Below are 17,785 nucleotides of genomic sequence, written 5' to 3' on the forward strand. Positions count from 1 at the left end.
TGTGATTGTGCGATGCAGCCTAGATATTGTGCAGCGCACAAAATGTCAACTGACCCCGCGTCATTCCATACCGCCCGAAGCGACGATCCCGTTCGGTAAAGTTAGACTAAAGCCCAAGCAAAAGTGTGAACGAGCCGGTTACCATAAACGGATTGGTAACGCTGTGACCCTACTGTGCATCGATACGGGGCAGGAACCTTTGCCGCCCCACATGCAACAATAATTCAAGGGTGTAACAGTGCGTCAAGCGTTGCCGGGTAAAGTGCTCAAGTCGGCCATCTCCATCAAATCGTTCATGGTTTTCACCCTCGCCGCAGCCATAGGGATGGCGTCGGTGGCTCCTGTTTCTGCAGCCAAGGCGACCAGGGACAGTCGCTACGCAGCGATCGTCGTCGATGCGAACACCGGTGAAACCCTTCACTCCTCGAGTGCCGATTCCCGGCGCTATCCGGCGTCGCTGACCAAGATGATGACGCTCTATCTGACCTTCGAGGCGCTTTCGAAGGGTCGAATCCAGAAAGATTCCAAGGTCGTGTTTTCCAAGAACGCAGCCGCCGAGCCGCCGACCAAGATCGGCGTCAAGGCAGGCGGTTCGATCAGCGTCGAAGCAGCGATTCTCTCGCTCATCACGCGCTCGGCCAACGATGCCTCCACCGCGCTCGGCGAAATGATCGGCGGCTCGGAAGAAAACTTCGCCCGCATGATGACCGCCAAGGCACGCAGCCTAGGCATGAAGGGCACCGTGTTCCGCAATGCCAACGGCCTGCCCAACACCGCCCAGTTCACCACCGCGCGCGACATGGCCAAGCTCGGCATCGCGCTACGTGAGCATTTTCCGCAGTATTACAGCTATTTCTCGACGCGCTCGTTTGCTTTCGGCCGCCAGCGCATTGCCAATCACAATCGCCTGCTCGGCCGCATCAAGGGCGTCGACGGCATCAAGACCGGCTACACCCGCGCCTCGGGCTTCAACCTGGTCTCGTCGGTGCAGGACGGCAACCGCCGCATCGTCGCCGTGGTTCTCGGCGGCACCAGCGGCGCCAGCCGTGACAACAAGATGGCTGAACTGATCAAGACCTACATGCCGCAGGCCTCGAAGCGCGGCGGTGGCGACCTGATCGCCAAGACCGATACGCCGATGCCGGCCGTCGCGGTCGCCAAGGCTCAGCTGCCCAAGCGCAATGCGCCGACGCCCGACATGCGCCCGGAAGCCGAGGAGATCGTCGTCGCCGACGCTTCCGCCGATGAGGCCGTCGAGAGCGACGAAGTTGTCGTGGCTGCTGCCGTGCCCGCTCCGAAGCCGGTCATCGCACGCACCAGCGAGCCGAAGATCGCCATGGCTTCGACCGAACGTTTCGGCGGCAAGATTCCGTTCCAGATCCGCAAGGCCAAGGATCGCGCTCCCGCTGAGGGCGTCGAGCAGGCCTACGCAGAAGAGCGCGCTCCGGCCGTCCAGGCCCTCGACCAGATGAAAACCGCGTCAGTCCCATCGGGCTGGGCGATCCAGGTCGCGTCGTCGCCGAGCGACGGCGAGGCGCGTGCCATCCTCGACAAGACGGCAAAGCAGGCTGGAGCAGCACTTGCCAAGGCTTCGCCCTTCACCGTGCCCTTCGAAAAGGGCGGCGTGACCTACTTCCGTGCCCGCTTTGCCGGCTTTGAATCCAAGGACTCCGCCTGGAATGCCTGCAACGCACTGAAGAAGAAGAAGATCGCCTGCTACGCCATCGCGCAGTAGGCGCCCCCAACCTCCTGGAAAGTTCTGTGTCGAAGGAGAGTCTAGTGATGATCGGAGAGAAGGACGTCCTTGGCTTCGTTGATCCTCGCCGCGAGGAAAGACGAGCCTCCGAGATCGGGATGCAGGCGCTGAATCAGTCGTCGATGCGCCTTGCGGACATCCGCCGCGGCGGCCCCCGCTTCAAGACCAAGGACCTTGTAGGCCTCCTCCTTAGTCATGGCGCCAGAACTTGGCGCAACACGCTGCCCGTCGTCTCGGTCAGGTTGCGCGTCTTCTCGCCAAACGGGAAAGCGGCCGTCAAGATAGGTCTCAAGTAGCTGTAGGCTTTCCGGATCGCCGGACAGCTCCTTGTAGAGTGCCTTGAGTTCAGTAAGGCCGAGTGAGGCGAGTGACTTGCCTTCCTGGTGGCCGGCCAGGACGAACCCCTGCAGGCCACCTGTGTCGTGATCAAGCTCCATTTCGAGCGCTGCGGTCCTTACGGTCGAACGCCGCCCCGGCGTACGACTGGTAGAAGCCCCCCTCCTTCCGGCCGCATACCAGGCCAGGGCCGCGGAGATCAGGCCGCCGCCGACGGCTGCCCGACCCAACAGCAACAGAACCACGCCAACCAGCCCCAGCGCCAATGGCCCTGCCATCTTCAGCGCCCTGGCGAGCTGGGTCGCATCTGCGCGCAAGAAGATGGTGACGGCCAGCGTCGAAAATACCAGGACAGCGGCGAGGACGGCGAGAACTGTCATGGCGCCTTGCCGCTCCTCAAATGCTCGATCATCAGAATGTCCTCGGGACGGCCCCTCGCCTCCAGCGCCTTGATGCCGCCCGTGGCAAAGACGGCGACCGCGGACAAAAGCTTCGACAAGGTCGCCGCGGCCTTGCGGTCAAAGCGGAACCAGGCGCCCTTGCTGAGCCGCGCGATCTCCTTGAAGGCGCGCTCGGCGTCTGCGTCATGGCCTTCCTGGAAGACGAAGGCCGGAACGCCTAACAAGCCAAGTTTGCCGGCCTTTTCGGCCAGTTCGTCGATGTTCTCTTCCATCGCATCGCCGATGTAGACCAGCGCATCGACCTTGGCGGACGACGTCTCCTTGAGCGCATGCGCCAGCACCTTGCCGACCTGCGTCTGACCGCTGCGGCACTGGATGGACGTCATCAGCTGCTTGAGTGACGCCGTCTCGGCAACAAATTTGGACGCCCGGCATTCGCCAAGCCCGCGGAAATAGACAAGCTGCACGTTCAACCTGCCGGTGTTGCCGACGGCGTCGAACATCTGGCCCTGCAATTCACAGGCGAGATCCCAGGTCGGCTGCCGGCTCATCGTGGCGTCGAGCGCCAGCACCAGTCGACCATTGGCCTTGCCGGTGGCCAGCGCGCGAGCCTGGCGCACGAATGCGTCTATCGCCGCGGAATCCGAACGGCGCTCGACCGGCGGGTGATTGGCTGACGTAGCCGGAGGTTTGCTTTGGTCGCTCATCACCAAAGAAGATGTGGCGGCGCGCGATAGCTTGCAAGCCCGTCGTTGCGGGCTTCGGCACCCGAGCTAGAGTAGCCCGAGTTCGGCAAGTTCGAGCCGCAGCTTTGGCGGCATTTCGGCCAGCGCTGCATTGCCCTGGCCGAGATCGGCCGGCGCATCTACCGGCTTGAGGTAGCGCCAGCCCTGGAAGGCGCGGCGCGGCTGCCAGTCGGTGCGCACAACGGTCGGCTCGAGAATGAGATGGCAACGGCCAATGCCTTCTGCATCGGTGAAGGGCCGGATTTCCAGCAAGCGCTGGCGGCACTGAACGTTGCCCTTGATAACCCAGTAGAGCGAGCCACCCGACGTCAGTTCGGCACCGCGGGTCGGCACCATGCGCGTGGTGTGGAACTGCTCCACAGGCTCGCCATTGCGCCTGCGCTCGTCCAAGCGGAAGGCGATCCATTCCTCGAGATCCTCGACGCTGTCGCAGCCGACGCAGAGCTTTAGCATGTTCAGTGACATGGGCTGAAAACTAGCGTCTCCGTCAGACGCATTCAACGCCGCCAGTGGTTTTGCACAGGCTGGCCCGTTGGGCCAGCCCGTCGGACACCCTCAGCACTCGACGACGTTGACCGCGAGACCGCCAAGGCTGGTTTCCTTGTACTTCTCGCTCATGTCCATGCCGGTCTGGCGCATCGTCTCGATGGCGGCGTCGAGCGGCACGAAATGCTTGCCGTCGCCTTTGATGGCGAGCGAGGCCGCGGTGACCGCCTTGACCGCGCCGAGCGCGTTGCGCTCGATGCACGGCACCTGGACAAGGCCGCCGACGGGATCGCAGGTCATGCCGAGATGGTGTTCGAGCGCGATCTCGGCGGCGTTCTCGACCTGCTCGGGTGTACCGCCCATGACGGCGCACAGCCCGGCCGCCGCCATCGCCGACGCCGAGCCGACCTCGCCCTGGCAGCCGACCTCGGCGCCGGAAATGGAGGCGTTGGTCTTGATGATGCCGCCCACGGCGGCTGCAGTCAGCAGGAAGTCGCGGATGCTGTCCTTGTCCGCCTCGACATGGAAATGCAGCCAGTAGCGCAGGACGGCCGGCAGCGTGCCGGCAGCACCGTTGGTGGGCGCCGTGACGACACGGCCGCCGGCGGCATTCTCTTCGTTGACGGCCATGGCGTAGATCGACAGCCAGTCATTGGCAAGCAGCGGGTTGGGCCGGTTCTGGCTCCACTGCTCCTGCAGCTTGTCGTGCAGCTGGCGGGCGCGACGACGAACCTTGAGGCCGCCCGGCATGATACCGTCCTGCGACAGGCCACGGTCGATACAGCGGCTCATTGCGTCCCAGACGGCATCAAGACCGGCATCGAGATCAGCGCGCTGCATGTGGATTTCTTCATTGGCGCGCTTCATCTCGGCAATGGAGAGCCCGCTCCGCGACGCCATAGCCAGCATCTCGACGGCATTCGCAAACGGATAGGGCACACGCTTGCCCGCCGCCGGAGCCGCGGTCTTGGCCTTCATGCGCTGCAGCTCTTCCTCTGAAACGACGAAGCCGCCGCCGATGGAGTAATAGATGCGCTTGAGCAGCAGGCGGTCGCTCGCGTCATAAGCGTAAAACGCCATGCCGTTGGCGTGGCCGAGCAGTGGCGTCTTCTTGTCGAGCACAAGATCGATGCCCGGATCGAAGCGATAGGACGGATGGCCCTCCGGCGACACACGCTTGTCGCGCGAGATCTGCTCGACGATGCCGTCCGTCTGGTCCGGGTCGACGGTGACAGGGGTCAGCCCGTAGAGGCCGAGCATGACGGCGCGGTCGGTTCCGTGGCCGACGCCGGTATAGGCGAGCGAACCGTGAAGGCTGGCGCCGACGCGGTCGACCTTGGCGCCGGCCGGGCGCGGCCAGTCGCCGGTGAGGATCTCGTCAAGAAAACGCGCGGCCGCCGTCATCGGCCCCATCGTGTGCGAGCTCGACGGACCTATGCCGATCTTGAACAGGTCGAATACCGAAAGAAACAAATCTCACTCCCTGCGACGTCGGCGGCTCATGTCGCGTATACGATCATTCCGCCCTTTTCACGTCTGTGGCTAGGCGCGATCCGACGTGGTTTGCTCAGCGCGCGACATTTGAAAAAACCGCCTGACAACGCAAGGCCATATAGCAAAAAAGCGCGGCCCAGCCGCGCTTTTTGTATCCAATCCTGGCGATGTTCGATCAGCCGGCGGCCACGACAGCTGCCGTTTCGGCACCGCTCACCAGCCAGGCAATAAGAAGAAAACCTGCAAAGCCAATCACTGCCTTGGCCGTAAGGCCCCAGCAGGATTTCTGAACGCCGTCATCCATGATGTTTAGCAAGATCCTTGTGGTTCGGTCAGCGGGCGGTGGGTCCGCCTCAGCACGCGGCCGAGTTGCCTGCTGGATACGCCTTTGCGCGCGCCTTCGCAATTGCAAAAAATGGCCAAAGCATGGCGAAATCTGCATGGCAGCCATGCGGCCATCAATCCATTTTTAATCAAATCAGGCACTTATGCCGAATTCACGATTCACGCTTTCTAAACACCTGTGACACTGCCGTGGCAGGCAGATGATCTCGAAATAGGTGCGGCGCACATGCTAGCCTGCACTGGATGATCAACGATTCCGTTTCCATGACCGGCCCATTGGGCGCTCTCGACATCGCGGCACTGGCGTTCTTCCTCGCCGGCTGGGTATTTCATGCCCTTGGCGCCGAAGGCCATATTGTCACGCGCATGTCGCTGACGCGGGCGATGAACGCCCAACGTGCCGCCTGGATGGCGACGATGGCTCGGCGCGAGGTCAGGATCGTCGACACCTCGATCATGAACGGGCTGCAGCAAGGCACCGCCTTCTTCGCCTCCAGCTCGCTGATTGCCGTCGGCGGCTGCTTTGCCCTGCTTGGCGCCTCCGATCGCGTTCTGGCCATCTTGAGCGACGTGCCGCTTGCAGGCGCCACCGCACGGCCACTGTTCGAGATCAAGGTCATCGGCCTGATCGTCATCCTGGCCTATTCGTTCTTCAAGTTCGGCTGGGCCTACCGGCTGTTCAACTACTGCTCGATCCTGATCGGCGCCGTTCCCCAGCTCAGCCCCGGCAGCGAGCCCAACGCGGCGATCGACGTCGCAGTCATGCGGGCGACCCGGATGAACCAGCTGGCCGGCAAGCATTTCAACGCCGGCCTGCGCGGCGTGTTTTTCTCGATCGGCTATCTCGGCTGGTTCGTCGACGCGCGCGTCTTCTTCGTCACCACAGTGGTGCTGCTCGCGGTGCTGATCAGACGCCAGTTCTTTTCCGAGGCTCGCAAGGCGGTGCTGGTTCAGGATTTCGGGCCTGGAAACGGATCGTCGATTCGACCCGACAGCCAGTAGGCGAGAAGGCCGATCCATTCGCGCATCGCCATCGTCGTGTTCTGCAGCGAATCGGCGGGGTTGTCGGTGAACAGGCCGACGCCCTCTTCGCCCGATGTCCGGTAGTCGACAGGCCAGGCGGTGACATCGAAACCGGCCTTGGCAAACAGCGCCATCGAACGCGGCATGTGGAAGGCCGAGGTGACCAGCAGCCACGTCTCGCCAGGCTTTGGCGTCACCATCTCCTTGGAGAACAGCGCATTTTCGTAAGTGTTCCGCGAACGGTTTTCGAGAATCAGCCTGTCGCGCGCCACCCCGAGCGCTTCGAGCAGGCGCGGCGCCGTGTCGGCATCGCCTTCGCCTTCGAGTACCAGCGTTCCTGTGCCGCCTGAAATGACGACCTTCGCATCGGGATAGCGCCTGGCAAGGATCGCCGTCTCGACCATGCGGTCGCCACCGCTGTTGAGCTCATAGCCGCCCCGCACCAGATTGATCGCGCCCTCGAAGCCGCCACCGAGCACGATGATGCCGTCGACCCTGGCCGGCTGGGCTGGTCGCTGGAACCGCTCTTCCAACGGATTGAGCATCAGCGAGCCAAGCGAGGTCCAGGTCGCGAGGGCCAGAATCATCAGCGAGGCGAAAGTCGCAATGCGGAAGAGGCGCCGGCGCCCGAAGAAGCTGGCAACGAGCCCGGCCGCAAGCAGGAAGATTGCGAAATTGAGCGGCTGGGCGAAGAACCAGAAGATCTTGGAGAGATAGAAGAACAAACCGATATGCCGTCCGTAGTGGAATGGAGCCCCCTCCAATCCACTACTATGTCAGCCCGCAAAGTACGACCCCGGACTTGCTCGACTGGACAGCTGACACGTGCCCGGCTTCGGCTGATAGGCGCTATACGCCTACCACCATTTGTCCGGCTGGAAACGGCCAGCGGCCTGCTCGATGACATGAGCGGTCTGGAACAGCGTCTCTTCGTCAAACGGGCGCCCGATCAGTTGTAGGCCGAGCGGCAGGCCGTGGCCGTCGAGGCCGGCGGGGACGGCGATGCCAGGCAGGCCGGCCATGTTCACCGTCACCGTGAAGATGTCGTTGAGATACATCTTGACCGGATCGGCGGCCATGTCCTCGTCGGCGACGCCGAACGCGGCCGAAGGCGTTGCCGGCGTCAGGATGACATCGACGCCGGCGGCAAACGCCAGTTCGAAGTCGCGCTTGATCAGCGTGCGCACCTTCTGCGCCTGGAGGTAGTAGGCGTCGTAATAGCCGGCCGACAGCACATAGGTGCCGATCATGATGCGGCGCTTGACCTCGCGGCCGAAGCCGGCGGCGCGAGTGTTCTCGTACATCTCTATGATGTCCTTGCCCGGCACGCGCAGGCCGTAGCGGACGCCGTCATAGCGAGCGAGGTTCGACGACGCTTCGGCAGGCGCCACGATGTAATAGGCCGGCAGCGCGTATTTGGTATGCGGCAGCGAGATATCGACGATCTCGGCGCCGGCATCCCTGAGCCAGGCAATGCCCTTCTGCCAAAGTGCCTCGATGTCCTCGGGCATGCCGTCGACGCGGTATTCCTTGGGAATGCCGATCTTCATGCCCTTGACCGATTTGCCGATCGCCGCTTCGTAGTCCGGCACCGGCAGGTCGACCGAAGTGGTGTCCTTGGCATCGACGGAGGCCATCGACTTGAGCAGGATCGCAGCGTCGCGCACGTCGCGGGCGATCGGACCGGCCTGGTCGAGCGACGAGGCGAAGGCAACGGTGCCCCAGCGCGACACACGGCCATAGGTCGGCTTGATGCCGACAGTGCCGGTAAAGGCCGCCGGCTGGCGGATCGAGCCGCCCGTGTCGGTGGCCGTCGCACCGGCGCAGAGGAAGGCCGAAACGGCTGCCGCAGAGCCACCCGAAGAGCCGCCTGGCACAAGTTGCATGTTGTCATAGCTGCGCGCGGTCTTTGCGCCACCTGATGCAACGAAGCCGCCATCGCCTTGATGGGTTGTCGGCATCACCACCGTCTCGGTGCGCGACCGCCGCCACGGGTTGATCACTGGACCGTAATAGGAGGTCTCGTTGGACGAGCCCATGGCGAACTCGTCCATGTTGAGCTTGCCGAGCATGACAGCACCGTCGGCCCACAGATTGGCCGTCACCGTCGATTCGTAGCGCGGCTCGAAACCGTCCAGCACATGGCTGCAGGCCTGGGTATGCACGCCTTCGGTGGCGAACAGATCCTTGATGCCGAGCGGAATGCCCTCGAGCGCACCGCCGTCGCCCCTGGCGAGCCTGGCGTCGGACGCCTTGGCCATCTCGCGCGCCTTGTCAGGCGTGGTGGCGACATAGGCGTTGAAGGTCGCGTTGGCCTGATCGATCGCCTTGACGTAGGCGTCGGTCAGCTCCGTGGCGGTGATCTCCTTGCCGCGCAGCTTCTCGCGCGCTTCGGCAATCGTCAGTCTGGTCAGGTCGGTCATGGCGAATTCACTTCGGGGTCACGCAGCCGAAAGCTGCTTTTGATGAGACGACGGACTGGCCGGCAGGGCCTATTCCACCACTTTCGGCACAAGGAAGAAATTCTCGTCGGTGGCAGGCGCGTTGGCGACGATGTCGGCCGCCTTGTTGCCGTCGGTGACGGCATCGACGCGCTTCTTCATCTCCATCGGCGTGACCGACGTCATCGGCTCGACGCCCGTGACGTCGACCTCGTTGAGCTGCTCGACGAAGCCGAGGATAGCGTTCAATTCGCCGGTCATGCGCTGGGCATCGTCCTCGCTCACGGCGATACGGGCGAGATGCGCGACGCGCTTGACGGTCTTGAGATCAACGGACATCGAAAAACTCCGGAAAGCCGGTAAATTTGGTCAGGTCGGGCTATAACGGCGCGGCGCGCGCGGTGCAACATCGATGATCATGCTCATGGCATGGTCACGCCATCGCACAGCACGTAGGTGCCGCCATTGTCGGTCTGGCCGCCCTCGGGATCGACCTGGCGCACCGAAACGAGCTCGAGTTGCGTCGGGCTGAGTTCGAGGATGGAGAGCGTGTCTGGGAACAGATGCCCGGGCTCCTGGCACACGGCGGTCACCGCCCATGCAGGCGCCCGCGTCGCGCGCGTGACGTTGAGGAACTCGCAATTGTACTCGACGCTTTCGAGGCCGTTCGACGACAGGATCAGGCTGCCGGCGTCGATGACCGACTGCAGCGTATCCTTCTTCGCCTGGGCGCAGAGCTCCTCGGACTGGAGATAGACACCCTTGATGAAGTCGGCGGCATGGGCCGACGTGCCGAACACTACCAGCGAGCACACCGAAAGAATGCACAAGAACTTCATGTCAAACCCCACTTCGCGGCACAGCCGCCAGCTCAAATGTCGGTCGCCACGCCAACCCTGGGCAGCACGACCTCGATGCCTGAGCCTTCGAGACCGGCGACGAACTGTTCCGCCGTCTGGTCGATGATCGGGAAGCTGGCGAAGTGGCATGGCAGCACGGTTTCGAACTTGAAGAAGCGCCGGCAGGCAAGGGCTGCAACAGCACCGCCCATGGTGAAGCGGTCGCCGATCGGCACGAGGCCGATGGCCGGCTCGTGCAGTTCGTTGATCAGCGCCATGTCGGAGAAGATGTCGGTATCGCCCATGTGATAAAGCGTGCGCTCCTCGGCGAAATGCAGCACCAGGCCGCCGGGATTGCCGAGATAGACGTTGCCGCCATTCGGCCCGCTGACCGACGACGAATGCAGCGCCGCAACGAAGGTGGTAGTGAAGCTGCCGCAATCGACGGTGCCGCCGATGTTGCCGGGATTGATCTGCTTGTCGCCGACACCCTGGCCGACGAGATACATGCAGATCTCGAAATTGGCGACGAGCATGGCGCCGGTCTTCTTCAGGATCGCTGCGGCATCGCCGATATGGTCGTCATGGCCGTGCGTCAGAAGCACATGGGTGACGCCCTCGGCGGCCTGCTCCCAGGACTGTCCCCATGACGGATTGCCGGTCAGGAACGGGTCGATCAGAATGGTGGCGCCAGCGACTTCAACACGGAATGCCGAATGTCCATACCAGGTCAGCTTCATCGTTTCGGCACTCCTCGTCATTTCGTCGGCCAAAGGATAGAACGCACGAAGCCCCTTTCAAAGAGGCCGATACGTAAATTCAAGGTGTTAGGACCTGCGCTGCCCGTCCGGGCGCACGCATCCGGCAATTCATAGAGGAAAGCCGCTTGGCCATCGTTACGATTGAACAACTGCCCGGGCTGCTGGCCGGCGGAAAGACGCTAGCCGGGCTCGACCTCGGCGACAAGACGATCGGCGTTGCTGTCTCCGATCGCGGCCTCGCCTTCTCGCATCCGCGCCAAGTCATCATCCGCAAGAAATTCACGCTCGACGTGGCCGCCTTGCTTGCCATGCTGGCGAAGGAGAACACCGGTGCGATCGTCATCGGCCTGCCGATCAACATGGATGGCTCCGAGGGGCCACGCGCCCAGAAGTCGCGCGCCTTCGTGCGCAACGCAGCCAATCTGACCGACCTGCCGTTCCTGTTCTGGGATGAGCGGCTGTCGACGGTCGCCGCCGAACGCGCGCTGATCGAGATGGACGTCTCGCGCAAGAAGCGTGACGGCCGCATCGATTCGGCCGCCGCCGCCTTTATTCTGCAGGGTGTACTCGACCGGCTTCAGACACTCGACGCATCTCCGGCCGGGGATTAGAGCGCCAGCCCCTCACCTTCTCGGCAATCAGCTTGCGGCGGCGGAACGCCCAGATTCCCAAAAGGATGAATGTGTCGATGATGCAGGCCTTGCCGATCATCCACGGAATCTTGGCCGCTTCGACGCCGAGCAATTCGCCATAGAGGTCGAAGATCGCCAGGTTCAGGGCGCGGCTCAGGATCGGGTAACCGAAATGGAGGTCGTTGATCGACAGGAAGTACCAGCCCCAGAACAGGACCAGCGGCGCAGCCCAAACGGCGAAGACATAGCGCATCAGACGCTACCTCTGGCCGGCGGTCTGGCGGCTTCATCGCCCTGGAACTGTTTCGAAAGGACCGGCATCGGGATTCCTGCTTCTTTGCAAAAGACAGTGGGCCCTGCGCCTGCGACGTGCAACGTAAACCATTTGTTAAGGTTAATTTGGCCGCAGCCGTCCGAAAATGGGACGGCCTGTGACCCGGAACGTGTCAGCCCACCTGTGGATAGAGCGTATCGATGATCAGGCGCGAATCGTGGCGCGCGTCGAGCATGCCGTAGGTGCCGCGCCACTGGCCGGCGAGACGGGTCTCGATGAAGGCGTCGGCGATCCGCCCTGCCCCCATGCGGCGCAGTTCGGCCGCGGCCGCCGAGATCGCCAGTTGTTCGGTCAGGATGCGTGCCGAGCCCTCGTCCGACGATGCCACCTGCATGGCTGCGCGGAGCACGCCGAGCACACTGCGTCCGCCGGGCCCAAGGTCGCGCTCAAGTGTAGCCAGTACATCCTCGAACAGGCCGGGCGCGCGCTGCAGAACGCGCAGCACGTCGAGCGCCATGACATTGCCCGAGCCCTCCCAGATCGCGTTGACCGGCGCCTCACGATAATAGCGGGCCAGCGGCGCTTCCTCGACATAGCCGTTGCCGCCGAGGCACTCCATCGCCTCGTAGAGCAGCGCCGGCGCGATCTTGCAGACCCAGTATTTGACGACGGGCGTCATGGCGCGGGCAAAGGCCGCCTCGCCGCGATCCGATGCCGCTTCGTCAAAGGAACGTGCCAGGCGGAAGGCGAGCGCGGTCGCGCCGGCGACATCAAGCGCCATGTCGGCCAGCACGCGCTGCATCAGGGGCTGATCGACAAGATTGGCACCGAACACCTGGCGGTGACGGGTATGATGGACGGCTTCCGCAAGCCCTGCCCGCATGATCGCCGAGGAGGCGACGGCGCAGTCGAGTCGCGTCAGCGTCACCATGTCCATGATCGTCTTGATGCCGCCGCCCGGTTCGCCGACGAGGTCACCGATGGCGCCCTGGATTTCGACTTCCGACGAGGCATTCGAGCGGTTGCCGAGCTTGTCCTTCAGGCGCTGGAACTGCAGCCCGTTGGCCGAGCCGTCGCTCAATATGCGCGGAACGAGGAAGCATGACAGCCCTTCGGGCGCCTGCGCCAACATCAGGAAGGCATCCGACATCGGCGCCGACATGAACCATTTGTGACCGGTGAGCCGGTAGAAACTGCCGCCGGCACGCTCGGCCTTGGTGGTGTTGGCGCGCACGTCGGTGCCGCCCTGCTTCTCGGTCATTCCCATGCCGAGCGTCAGGCCGGTCTTTTCGACCGGCGGCTTCTGCGCCTGGTCATATTTGCGCGTGGTGACACGCGGCGCCCATTCGCGAAACAGCTTCGGGCTCGCCATCAAGGCAGCAAGCGAGGCATTGGTCATGGTGATCGGGCACAGATGCCCGCATTCGAGTTGTGCTGTCAGATAAAAGCGCGCCGCGCGCACCTGGTGGCGGCGGCCGGTCTCGGTGCCGCCATTCTCCCAGACGGAGGAATGCAGGCCGCCCGCGATCGAGCGGCGCATCAGCGCGTGATAGGCGGGATGGAACTCGACCTGATCGATACGGCGGCCCTGGCGGTCATGGGTCCTGAGCTTCGGCACTTCGCTGTTGGCGAGCCGCGCCAGGTCCTGCGCTTCATGAGTCAGCACGAAGCGGCCGAGCCCGTCGAGGTCACGGCGCACGGGATCGGAGAAGCCTTCCGCGATCTGGATCAGCAGCGGGTCACCGCGCCAGGCATTGCTGCCCGTCAACGGAGGGGGCTGGTTCGGCACGTCCTGCGTCACGCCTTGTCCTTCATCGGTGTGGGCGACGGGCACGAATCCGCAGCCATGGCCGGCTTTATAGCCGAAATGCTTATCGATAGCTTATGGCCCAGCTTGGAAGCGACGAAAATCCCGTGGGAGAACTTTCATCGATGAAATGCCGGCTTGCGGGTCACCTAAGCACAGCCTATAGCAGCGCCTTGAGATGACAGACCTATCGTCCCTGCCGCCCTACCCGCACCGCCATCTTCTTGGCATCCGCGACCTTTCTCCATTCGACATCGAAATATTGCTCGACCGCGCCGACGCGGCCGTCTCCATTTCGCGTCAGTCGGAGAAGAAGACTTCGACGTTGCGGGGCAGAACCCAGATCAATCTGTTCTATGAAGCCTCGACGCGCACGCAATCGTCGTTCGAGCTCGCCGGAAAACGCCTCGGCGCCGACGTGATGAACATGTCCGTGGCGAGCTCTTCGGTGAAGAAGGGCGAAACGCTGATCGACACGGCGATGACGCTGAACGCGATGCGGCCCGACATCCTGATCATTCGCCACCAGTCGGCGGGTGCCGCCGCACTGTTGGCGCAAAAGGTTGGCTGCTCGGTGGTCAATGCCGGCGACGGCGCGCATGAGCACCCGACGCAGGCGTTGCTCGACGCACTGACCATCCGCCGCGCCAAGGGCCGCATTGCTCATCTTACGGTGGCGATCTGCGGCGACATCCTGCATTCGCGCGTCGCCCGCTCCAACATCCTGCTGCTCAATGCGCTCGGCGCCCGCATCAAGGTCGTGGCTCCTTCGACGTTGCTGCCTTCCGGCATCGCCCAGATGGGCGTCGAGGTGACGCAATCGATGGCCGAGGGCCTGAAGGACGCCGACGTAGTCATGATGCTGCGCCTGCAGCGCGAACGCATGGCCGGCGCATTCGTCCCTTCGGTACGCGAGTATTTCCGCTATTACGGCCTCGACGCCGAAAAGCTGAAGGCGGCCAAGCCCGACGCGCTGGTGATGCACCCCGGCCCGATGAACCGCGGCGTGGAAATCGCCTCGGAGATCGCCGACGGCCCGCAGAGCGTCATCCAGGAACAAGTGGAAATGGGCGTCGCCGTGCGCATGGCGGTGATGGAAGCGCTGCTCGACCCGCGCCGCAATCGCGACGGAAAGAACGCATGAGCATCACGGTTTTCCAGCGCGCCCGCCTCATTGACCCCTCGCGCGGCATAGATGAGACCGCAACCGTCATCGTCGACGGCAAGAAGATCGTCGCCGCAGGCGCAGACGCGCTCAACCAGGGCATACCAGGCGGCGCCGAGGTCATCGACTGCGCCGGCAAGGCGATCATTCCCGGCCTGATCGACGGCCGCGTCTTCATCGGTGAACCCGGCGGCGAACATCGCGAGACGATTGCCTCGGCCAGCATCGCGGCGGCCGCCGGCGGCGTAACCTCGATCGTGATGATGCCCGACACCGATCCTGTCATCGACAATGTCGCGCTGGTCGAGTTCGTCCTGCGCACGGCCAAGGAAACAGCCTCGGTCAACGTCTTTCCCGCCGCTGCCGTCACCAAGGGCCTTGACGGCCATGAGATGACCGAGTTCGGCCTGCTGCGCGAAGCTGGTGCTGTCGCCTTCACCGACGGCCGCCACACCATCGCCAGCTCACTGATGATGCGCCGGGCGCTGACCTATGCCCGCGACTTCGACGCGGTGATCGCCCACGAGACGCAGGACGCCGATCTCGCCTCGACAGGCGTGATGAACGAAGGCCTCTACGCCAGCTGGCTCGGTCTTTCGGGCATTCCGCGCGAGGCCGAGACCATCCCGCTCCAGCGCGACCTGGCGCTCGCCCGGCTGACCCGCGGAAACTATCACGCGGCAAAGATCTCGACCGCGATGGCGGCAAGTGCCGTGTCGCGCGCCAAGGCCGACGGCGCCAGGGTCACAGCAGGCGTCTCGATCAACAGTCTGTCGCTCAACGAAAACGACGTCGGCGAATACCGCACTTTCTTCCGGCTGGCGCCGCCCTTGCGCGCCGAGGAAGACCGCATCGCCATGATCGAGGCGTTGAAGGACGGCACAATCGACCTGATCGTTTCTTCGCACGACCCTCAGGACGTCGACACCAAGCGTCTGCCCTTTGCCGACGCCGCCGTCGGCGCGATCGGCCTGGAGACGCTGCTGGCCGTGGCCTTGCGCCTGCACCACAATGGCGAAGTGCCGCTGCTGCGCATCATCGATGCACTTTCGACCGCCCCGGCAAAGCTGTTCGGCCTGCCGGGCGGCACGCTGAAGCCCGGTTCGATTGCAGATTTGGCGCTTGTCGATCTTGGCGAGCCGTGGCTGGTGCGCGAGGCCGACATCCGCTCGCGCTCCAAGAACACTTGCTTCGAAGGCGCGAGGCTGCAAGGCAAGGTCTTGAAAACCTTGGTCGGCGGACGCACAGTGTTTTCGGCCTGATAGGCCACGGGGGAGACCACAGACCTTGATGCCGGATGACATTTTTCCGACGGCCATGCACGTGCTCATCGCGGCCGCCGTATTCGGCTATGCCCTCGGCTCGATTCCGTTCGGCCTGCTGCTGACCCGCGCGGCCGGCCTCGGCGACGTGCGCAAGATCGGCTCCGGCAATATCGGCGCCACCAACGTGCTGCGCACCGGCAACAAGAAGCTGGCGGCCGCAACGCTGCTGCTCGACGCGCTCAAGGGCACGGTCGCGGTGATCATCGCCGCGCGTTGGAGCCACGACGCGGCCCTTGCCGCTGGCCTCGGCGCCTTCATCGGCCATCTCTATCCGATCTGGCTCGGCTTCAAGGGCGGCAAGGGCGTCGCCACCTATCTCGGCGTGCTGTTCGGCCTGTCGGGTCTCGGCGCGCTGGCCTTCGCCGTCACCTGGCTGCTCGTCGCCTTTGTCAGCCGCTACTCGTCGCTCGCAGCACTCACCGCCGCCATCGTCGTGCCGATTGCTCTTTATATGATCGACATGCCCAAGGCCGCCGGCCTGCTGGCCCTGATGAGCCTGATCGTCTTCATCCGCCACCGCGCCAACATCTCGCGTCTGCTTGCTGGCACTGAATCGCGGATCGGGTCCAAGGGATGACCCGCGCCGCCGCCGGGCCGCATCTCAGCGACCGGCAGCGGCTTCATTGGCTGCGCCTGATCCGTACGCCAAATGTCGGCCCCGCAAGTTTTCGCGACCTGATCAACCGCTTCGGATCCGCCGAAACGGCAATTGAGATGCTGCCCGAAATCATGATGGCCGGCGGCGCAAACCGCCCGGTTCGGGTTCCCTCGATGGCCGAGGCAGAGGTGGAGATGCAGCTGGCGCGCAGATGCGGCGCGCGCTTCGTTGCGCTTGGCGAGCACGACTACCCGCAGACGCTCACGCGCATGGACAACCCACCGCCGCTGCTCGCCGTCAAGGGCACCGCTGCCGTCTTCGGCTTGCCGCCGGTGGCCATCGTCGGCGCGCGCAACGCCTCGCTCGCCGGCATCAAGATGGCGCGCATGCTTGCCTCGGAGCTTGGTCGCAACGGCTATGGCGTGATCTCGGGACTGGCCCGCGGCATCGACACCGCGGCCCATCAGGGCAGCCTCGACACGGGCACGGTCGGTGTCCTGGCCGGCGGCATCGATCGCCCCTACCCGCCCGAGAATGTCGGCCTCTGCGACGAGATCGCCGAACGCGGCGCCATCGTCTCCGAAATGCCGTTCGGCTGGGACCCACGCGCCCAGGACTTTCCGCGCCGCAATCGCATCGTCGCCGGCCTTTCGCTCGGACTTGTCGTCGTCGAGGCGGCTCAACGTTCGGGTTCGCTGATCAGCGCGCGGCTTGCCGGCGAGATGGGACGCCTGGTCTTCGCCGTGCCCGGCTCGCCGCTCGACCCGCGCGCCACCGGCAGCAACGGCCTGCTCAAGGATGGCGCGATGCTGGTGACAGAGGCTGCCGACGTGCTGGAAGCTCTGGCGCCGCTGGTCGGACGCCAGCCTTTTGCACCGGCCAGACTCGAGGAACCGCCTGATTTCACCGCGACGCCGCCACCCGTCGACGGTGACCGCGCCCGGGTGATCGAGGCGCTCGGCCCGGTTCCCGTCGAGGTCGATGAATTGATCCGCCACACCGGGCTTCATCCGGCGCAGATCTTCATGATCCTTCTGGAGCTCGACCTCGCCGGTCGGCTCGAGCGCCATTCAGGCGGGCGTGTTTCGCTCGTTGAGCCCGACATGTGACGGGCGCTCGCCGGGGGCGACACCGGCGGCTTCCGACATAGGCCATGTCGATCAGACAGGCGGGTATGCCGCGAGGCGTCGACCAGGATGCCGAGCTGGCCGGGCATCGACAGTATGGAATCAAGAGTTTTGGCCCGCCTTTGCGCAGGTGCCTGCTTGTCAGGAAGCGGGCCCTCTGCCGCCCCGCGTGAGTCGCGTGACCAAGGCTGATTTCAACGCCAATGGCCGGCTCAACCGGCGATGGTGG

At 64.0% G+C, this 17,785-nt stretch carries 19 protein-coding genes; 7 read left to right on the forward strand and 12 right to left on the reverse strand.

The genetic code is table 11. The features are described from left to right. Positions 1-238: 238 nt before the first annotated feature. Positions 239-1,735, forward strand: a complete 1,497-nt coding sequence (locus H5P29_RS20075; protein ID WP_185910140.1) for a D-alanyl-D-alanine carboxypeptidase — start codon at positions 239-241, stop codon at positions 1,733-1,735. Positions 1,736-1,776: 41 nt separating this feature from the next. Here the strand turns inward: H5P29_RS20075 and H5P29_RS20080 are convergent, their stop codons facing one another. From H5P29_RS20080 to H5P29_RS32820, 5 genes are all read right to left on the reverse strand, one after another. Beyond that, a complete protein-coding gene (locus H5P29_RS20080; RefSeq protein WP_067962454.1) occupies positions 1,777-2,472 on the reverse strand; it encodes a DnaJ domain-containing protein in 696 nt (231 codons plus the stop codon). Beyond that, positions 2,469-3,113, reverse strand: a complete 645-nt coding sequence (locus H5P29_RS20085; RefSeq protein WP_371818575.1) for a VWA domain-containing protein — start codon at positions 3,111-3,113, stop codon at positions 2,469-2,471. Before H5P29_RS20085 ends, H5P29_RS20080 begins: the two co-directional genes overlap by 4 nt. A gap of 153 nt (positions 3,114-3,266) precedes the next feature. After that, the gene (locus H5P29_RS20090) at positions 3,267-3,704 is read right to left on the reverse strand and encodes a DUF1489 family protein (RefSeq protein WP_154386046.1); all 438 of its coding nucleotides are present in this window, start codon (positions 3,702-3,704) and stop codon (positions 3,267-3,269) included. Between the two features lie 90 nt (positions 3,705-3,794). Further along, positions 3,795-5,198, reverse strand: a complete 1,404-nt coding sequence (locus tag H5P29_RS20095; RefSeq protein ID WP_154386047.1) for an L-serine ammonia-lyase — start codon at positions 5,196-5,198, stop codon at positions 3,795-3,797. Between the two features lie 196 nt (positions 5,199-5,394). After that, positions 5,395-5,523 (reverse strand): hypothetical protein, encoded by a 129-nt coding sequence (locus H5P29_RS32820; RefSeq protein WP_256438414.1) that lies wholly within the window; start codon positions 5,521-5,523, stop codon positions 5,395-5,397. Positions 5,524-5,828: 305 nt separating this feature from the next. Between H5P29_RS32820 and H5P29_RS20100 the strand changes: the two genes are divergently transcribed. Next, on the forward strand, positions 5,829-6,566 hold the full coding sequence (locus H5P29_RS20100) for a DUF599 domain-containing protein (RefSeq protein ID WP_067966626.1): 738 nt from the start codon (positions 5,829-5,831) through the stop codon (positions 6,564-6,566). Here H5P29_RS20100 and H5P29_RS20105 read toward each other — a convergent pair. From H5P29_RS20105 to H5P29_RS20125, 5 genes are all read right to left on the reverse strand, one after another. After that, a complete protein-coding gene (locus tag H5P29_RS20105) occupies positions 6,515-7,312 on the reverse strand; it encodes a YdcF family protein (protein WP_154386048.1) in 798 nt (265 codons plus the stop codon). The two genes, H5P29_RS20100 and H5P29_RS20105, sit on opposite strands and share 52 nt — an antisense overlap. Positions 7,313-7,444: 132 nt before the next feature. Beyond that, positions 7,445-9,010 carry an amidase gene (locus H5P29_RS20110; RefSeq protein WP_067962469.1) on the reverse strand — a complete coding sequence of 522 codons (1,566 nt, stop codon included), beginning with the start codon at positions 9,008-9,010 and terminating at the stop codon, positions 7,445-7,447. Positions 9,011-9,079: 69 nt separating this feature from the next. Continuing rightward, a complete protein-coding gene (gene gatC / locus H5P29_RS20115) occupies positions 9,080-9,367 on the reverse strand; it encodes an Asp-tRNA(Asn)/Glu-tRNA(Gln) amidotransferase subunit GatC (protein ID WP_067962472.1) in 288 nt (95 codons plus the stop codon). An 83-nt stretch (positions 9,368-9,450) separates the two neighbouring features. Beyond that, entirely contained in the window at positions 9,451-9,867 is a 417-nt protein-coding gene (locus tag H5P29_RS20120) for a hypothetical protein (protein WP_154386049.1), read from the reverse strand. Between the two features lie 32 nt (positions 9,868-9,899). Continuing rightward, on the reverse strand, positions 9,900-10,607 hold the full coding sequence (locus tag H5P29_RS20125) for a metal-dependent hydrolase (protein WP_154386050.1): 708 nt from the start codon (positions 10,605-10,607) through the stop codon (positions 9,900-9,902). 146 nt (positions 10,608-10,753) lie between these two features. On the opposite strand from H5P29_RS20125, the gene ruvX reads away from it, so the two are divergent. Then, on the forward strand, positions 10,754-11,239 hold the full coding sequence (gene ruvX, locus H5P29_RS20130; protein WP_154386051.1) for a Holliday junction resolvase RuvX: 486 nt from the start codon (positions 10,754-10,756) through the stop codon (positions 11,237-11,239). On the opposite strand, the gene H5P29_RS20135 is transcribed toward ruvX, so the two are convergent. After that, positions 11,178-11,513, reverse strand: coding sequence for a DUF6105 family protein (locus tag H5P29_RS20135; RefSeq protein ID WP_154386052.1), 336 nt, complete (start codon positions 11,511-11,513; stop codon positions 11,178-11,180). The two genes, ruvX and H5P29_RS20135, sit on opposite strands and share 62 nt — an antisense overlap. Before the next feature lie 193 nt (positions 11,514-11,706). Further along, the gene (locus tag H5P29_RS20140; RefSeq protein ID WP_182573865.1) at positions 11,707-13,335 is read right to left on the reverse strand and encodes an acyl-CoA dehydrogenase family protein; all 1,629 of its coding nucleotides are present in this window, start codon (positions 13,333-13,335) and stop codon (positions 11,707-11,709) included. A 184-nt stretch (positions 13,336-13,519) separates the two neighbouring features. On the opposite strand from H5P29_RS20140, the gene H5P29_RS20145 reads away from it, so the two are divergent. Genes H5P29_RS20145 through dprA form a run of 4 tightly spaced genes read left to right on the forward strand, consistent with a single transcriptional unit; the run spans position 13,520 to position 17,538 of the window. Continuing rightward, positions 13,520-14,485, forward strand: a complete 966-nt coding sequence (locus H5P29_RS20145; RefSeq protein WP_067962480.1) for an aspartate carbamoyltransferase catalytic subunit — start codon at positions 13,520-13,522, stop codon at positions 14,483-14,485. Further along, positions 14,482-15,768, forward strand: coding sequence for a dihydroorotase (locus H5P29_RS20150; RefSeq protein ID WP_154386053.1), 1,287 nt, complete (start codon positions 14,482-14,484; stop codon positions 15,766-15,768). The genes H5P29_RS20145 and H5P29_RS20150 overlap by 4 nt, the downstream gene beginning before the upstream one ends. A 28-nt stretch (positions 15,769-15,796) precedes the next feature. Further along, positions 15,797-16,408: a glycerol-3-phosphate 1-O-acyltransferase PlsY gene (gene plsY, locus H5P29_RS20155; protein ID WP_185910141.1), complete on the forward strand. Its 612-nt coding sequence runs from the start codon at positions 15,797-15,799 to the stop codon at positions 16,406-16,408. Then, positions 16,405-17,538 carry a DNA-processing protein DprA gene (gene dprA / locus H5P29_RS20160; RefSeq protein ID WP_154386054.1) on the forward strand — a complete coding sequence of 378 codons (1,134 nt, stop codon included), beginning with the start codon at positions 16,405-16,407 and terminating at the stop codon, positions 17,536-17,538. The genes plsY and dprA overlap by 4 nt, the downstream gene beginning before the upstream one ends. Positions 17,539-17,785: the final 247 nt, after the last annotated feature.

This window comes from Aminobacter sp. MDW-2 (assembly GCF_014250155.1).
Classification (GTDB): Bacteria; Pseudomonadota; Alphaproteobacteria; order Rhizobiales; family Rhizobiaceae; genus Aminobacter; species Aminobacter ciceronei.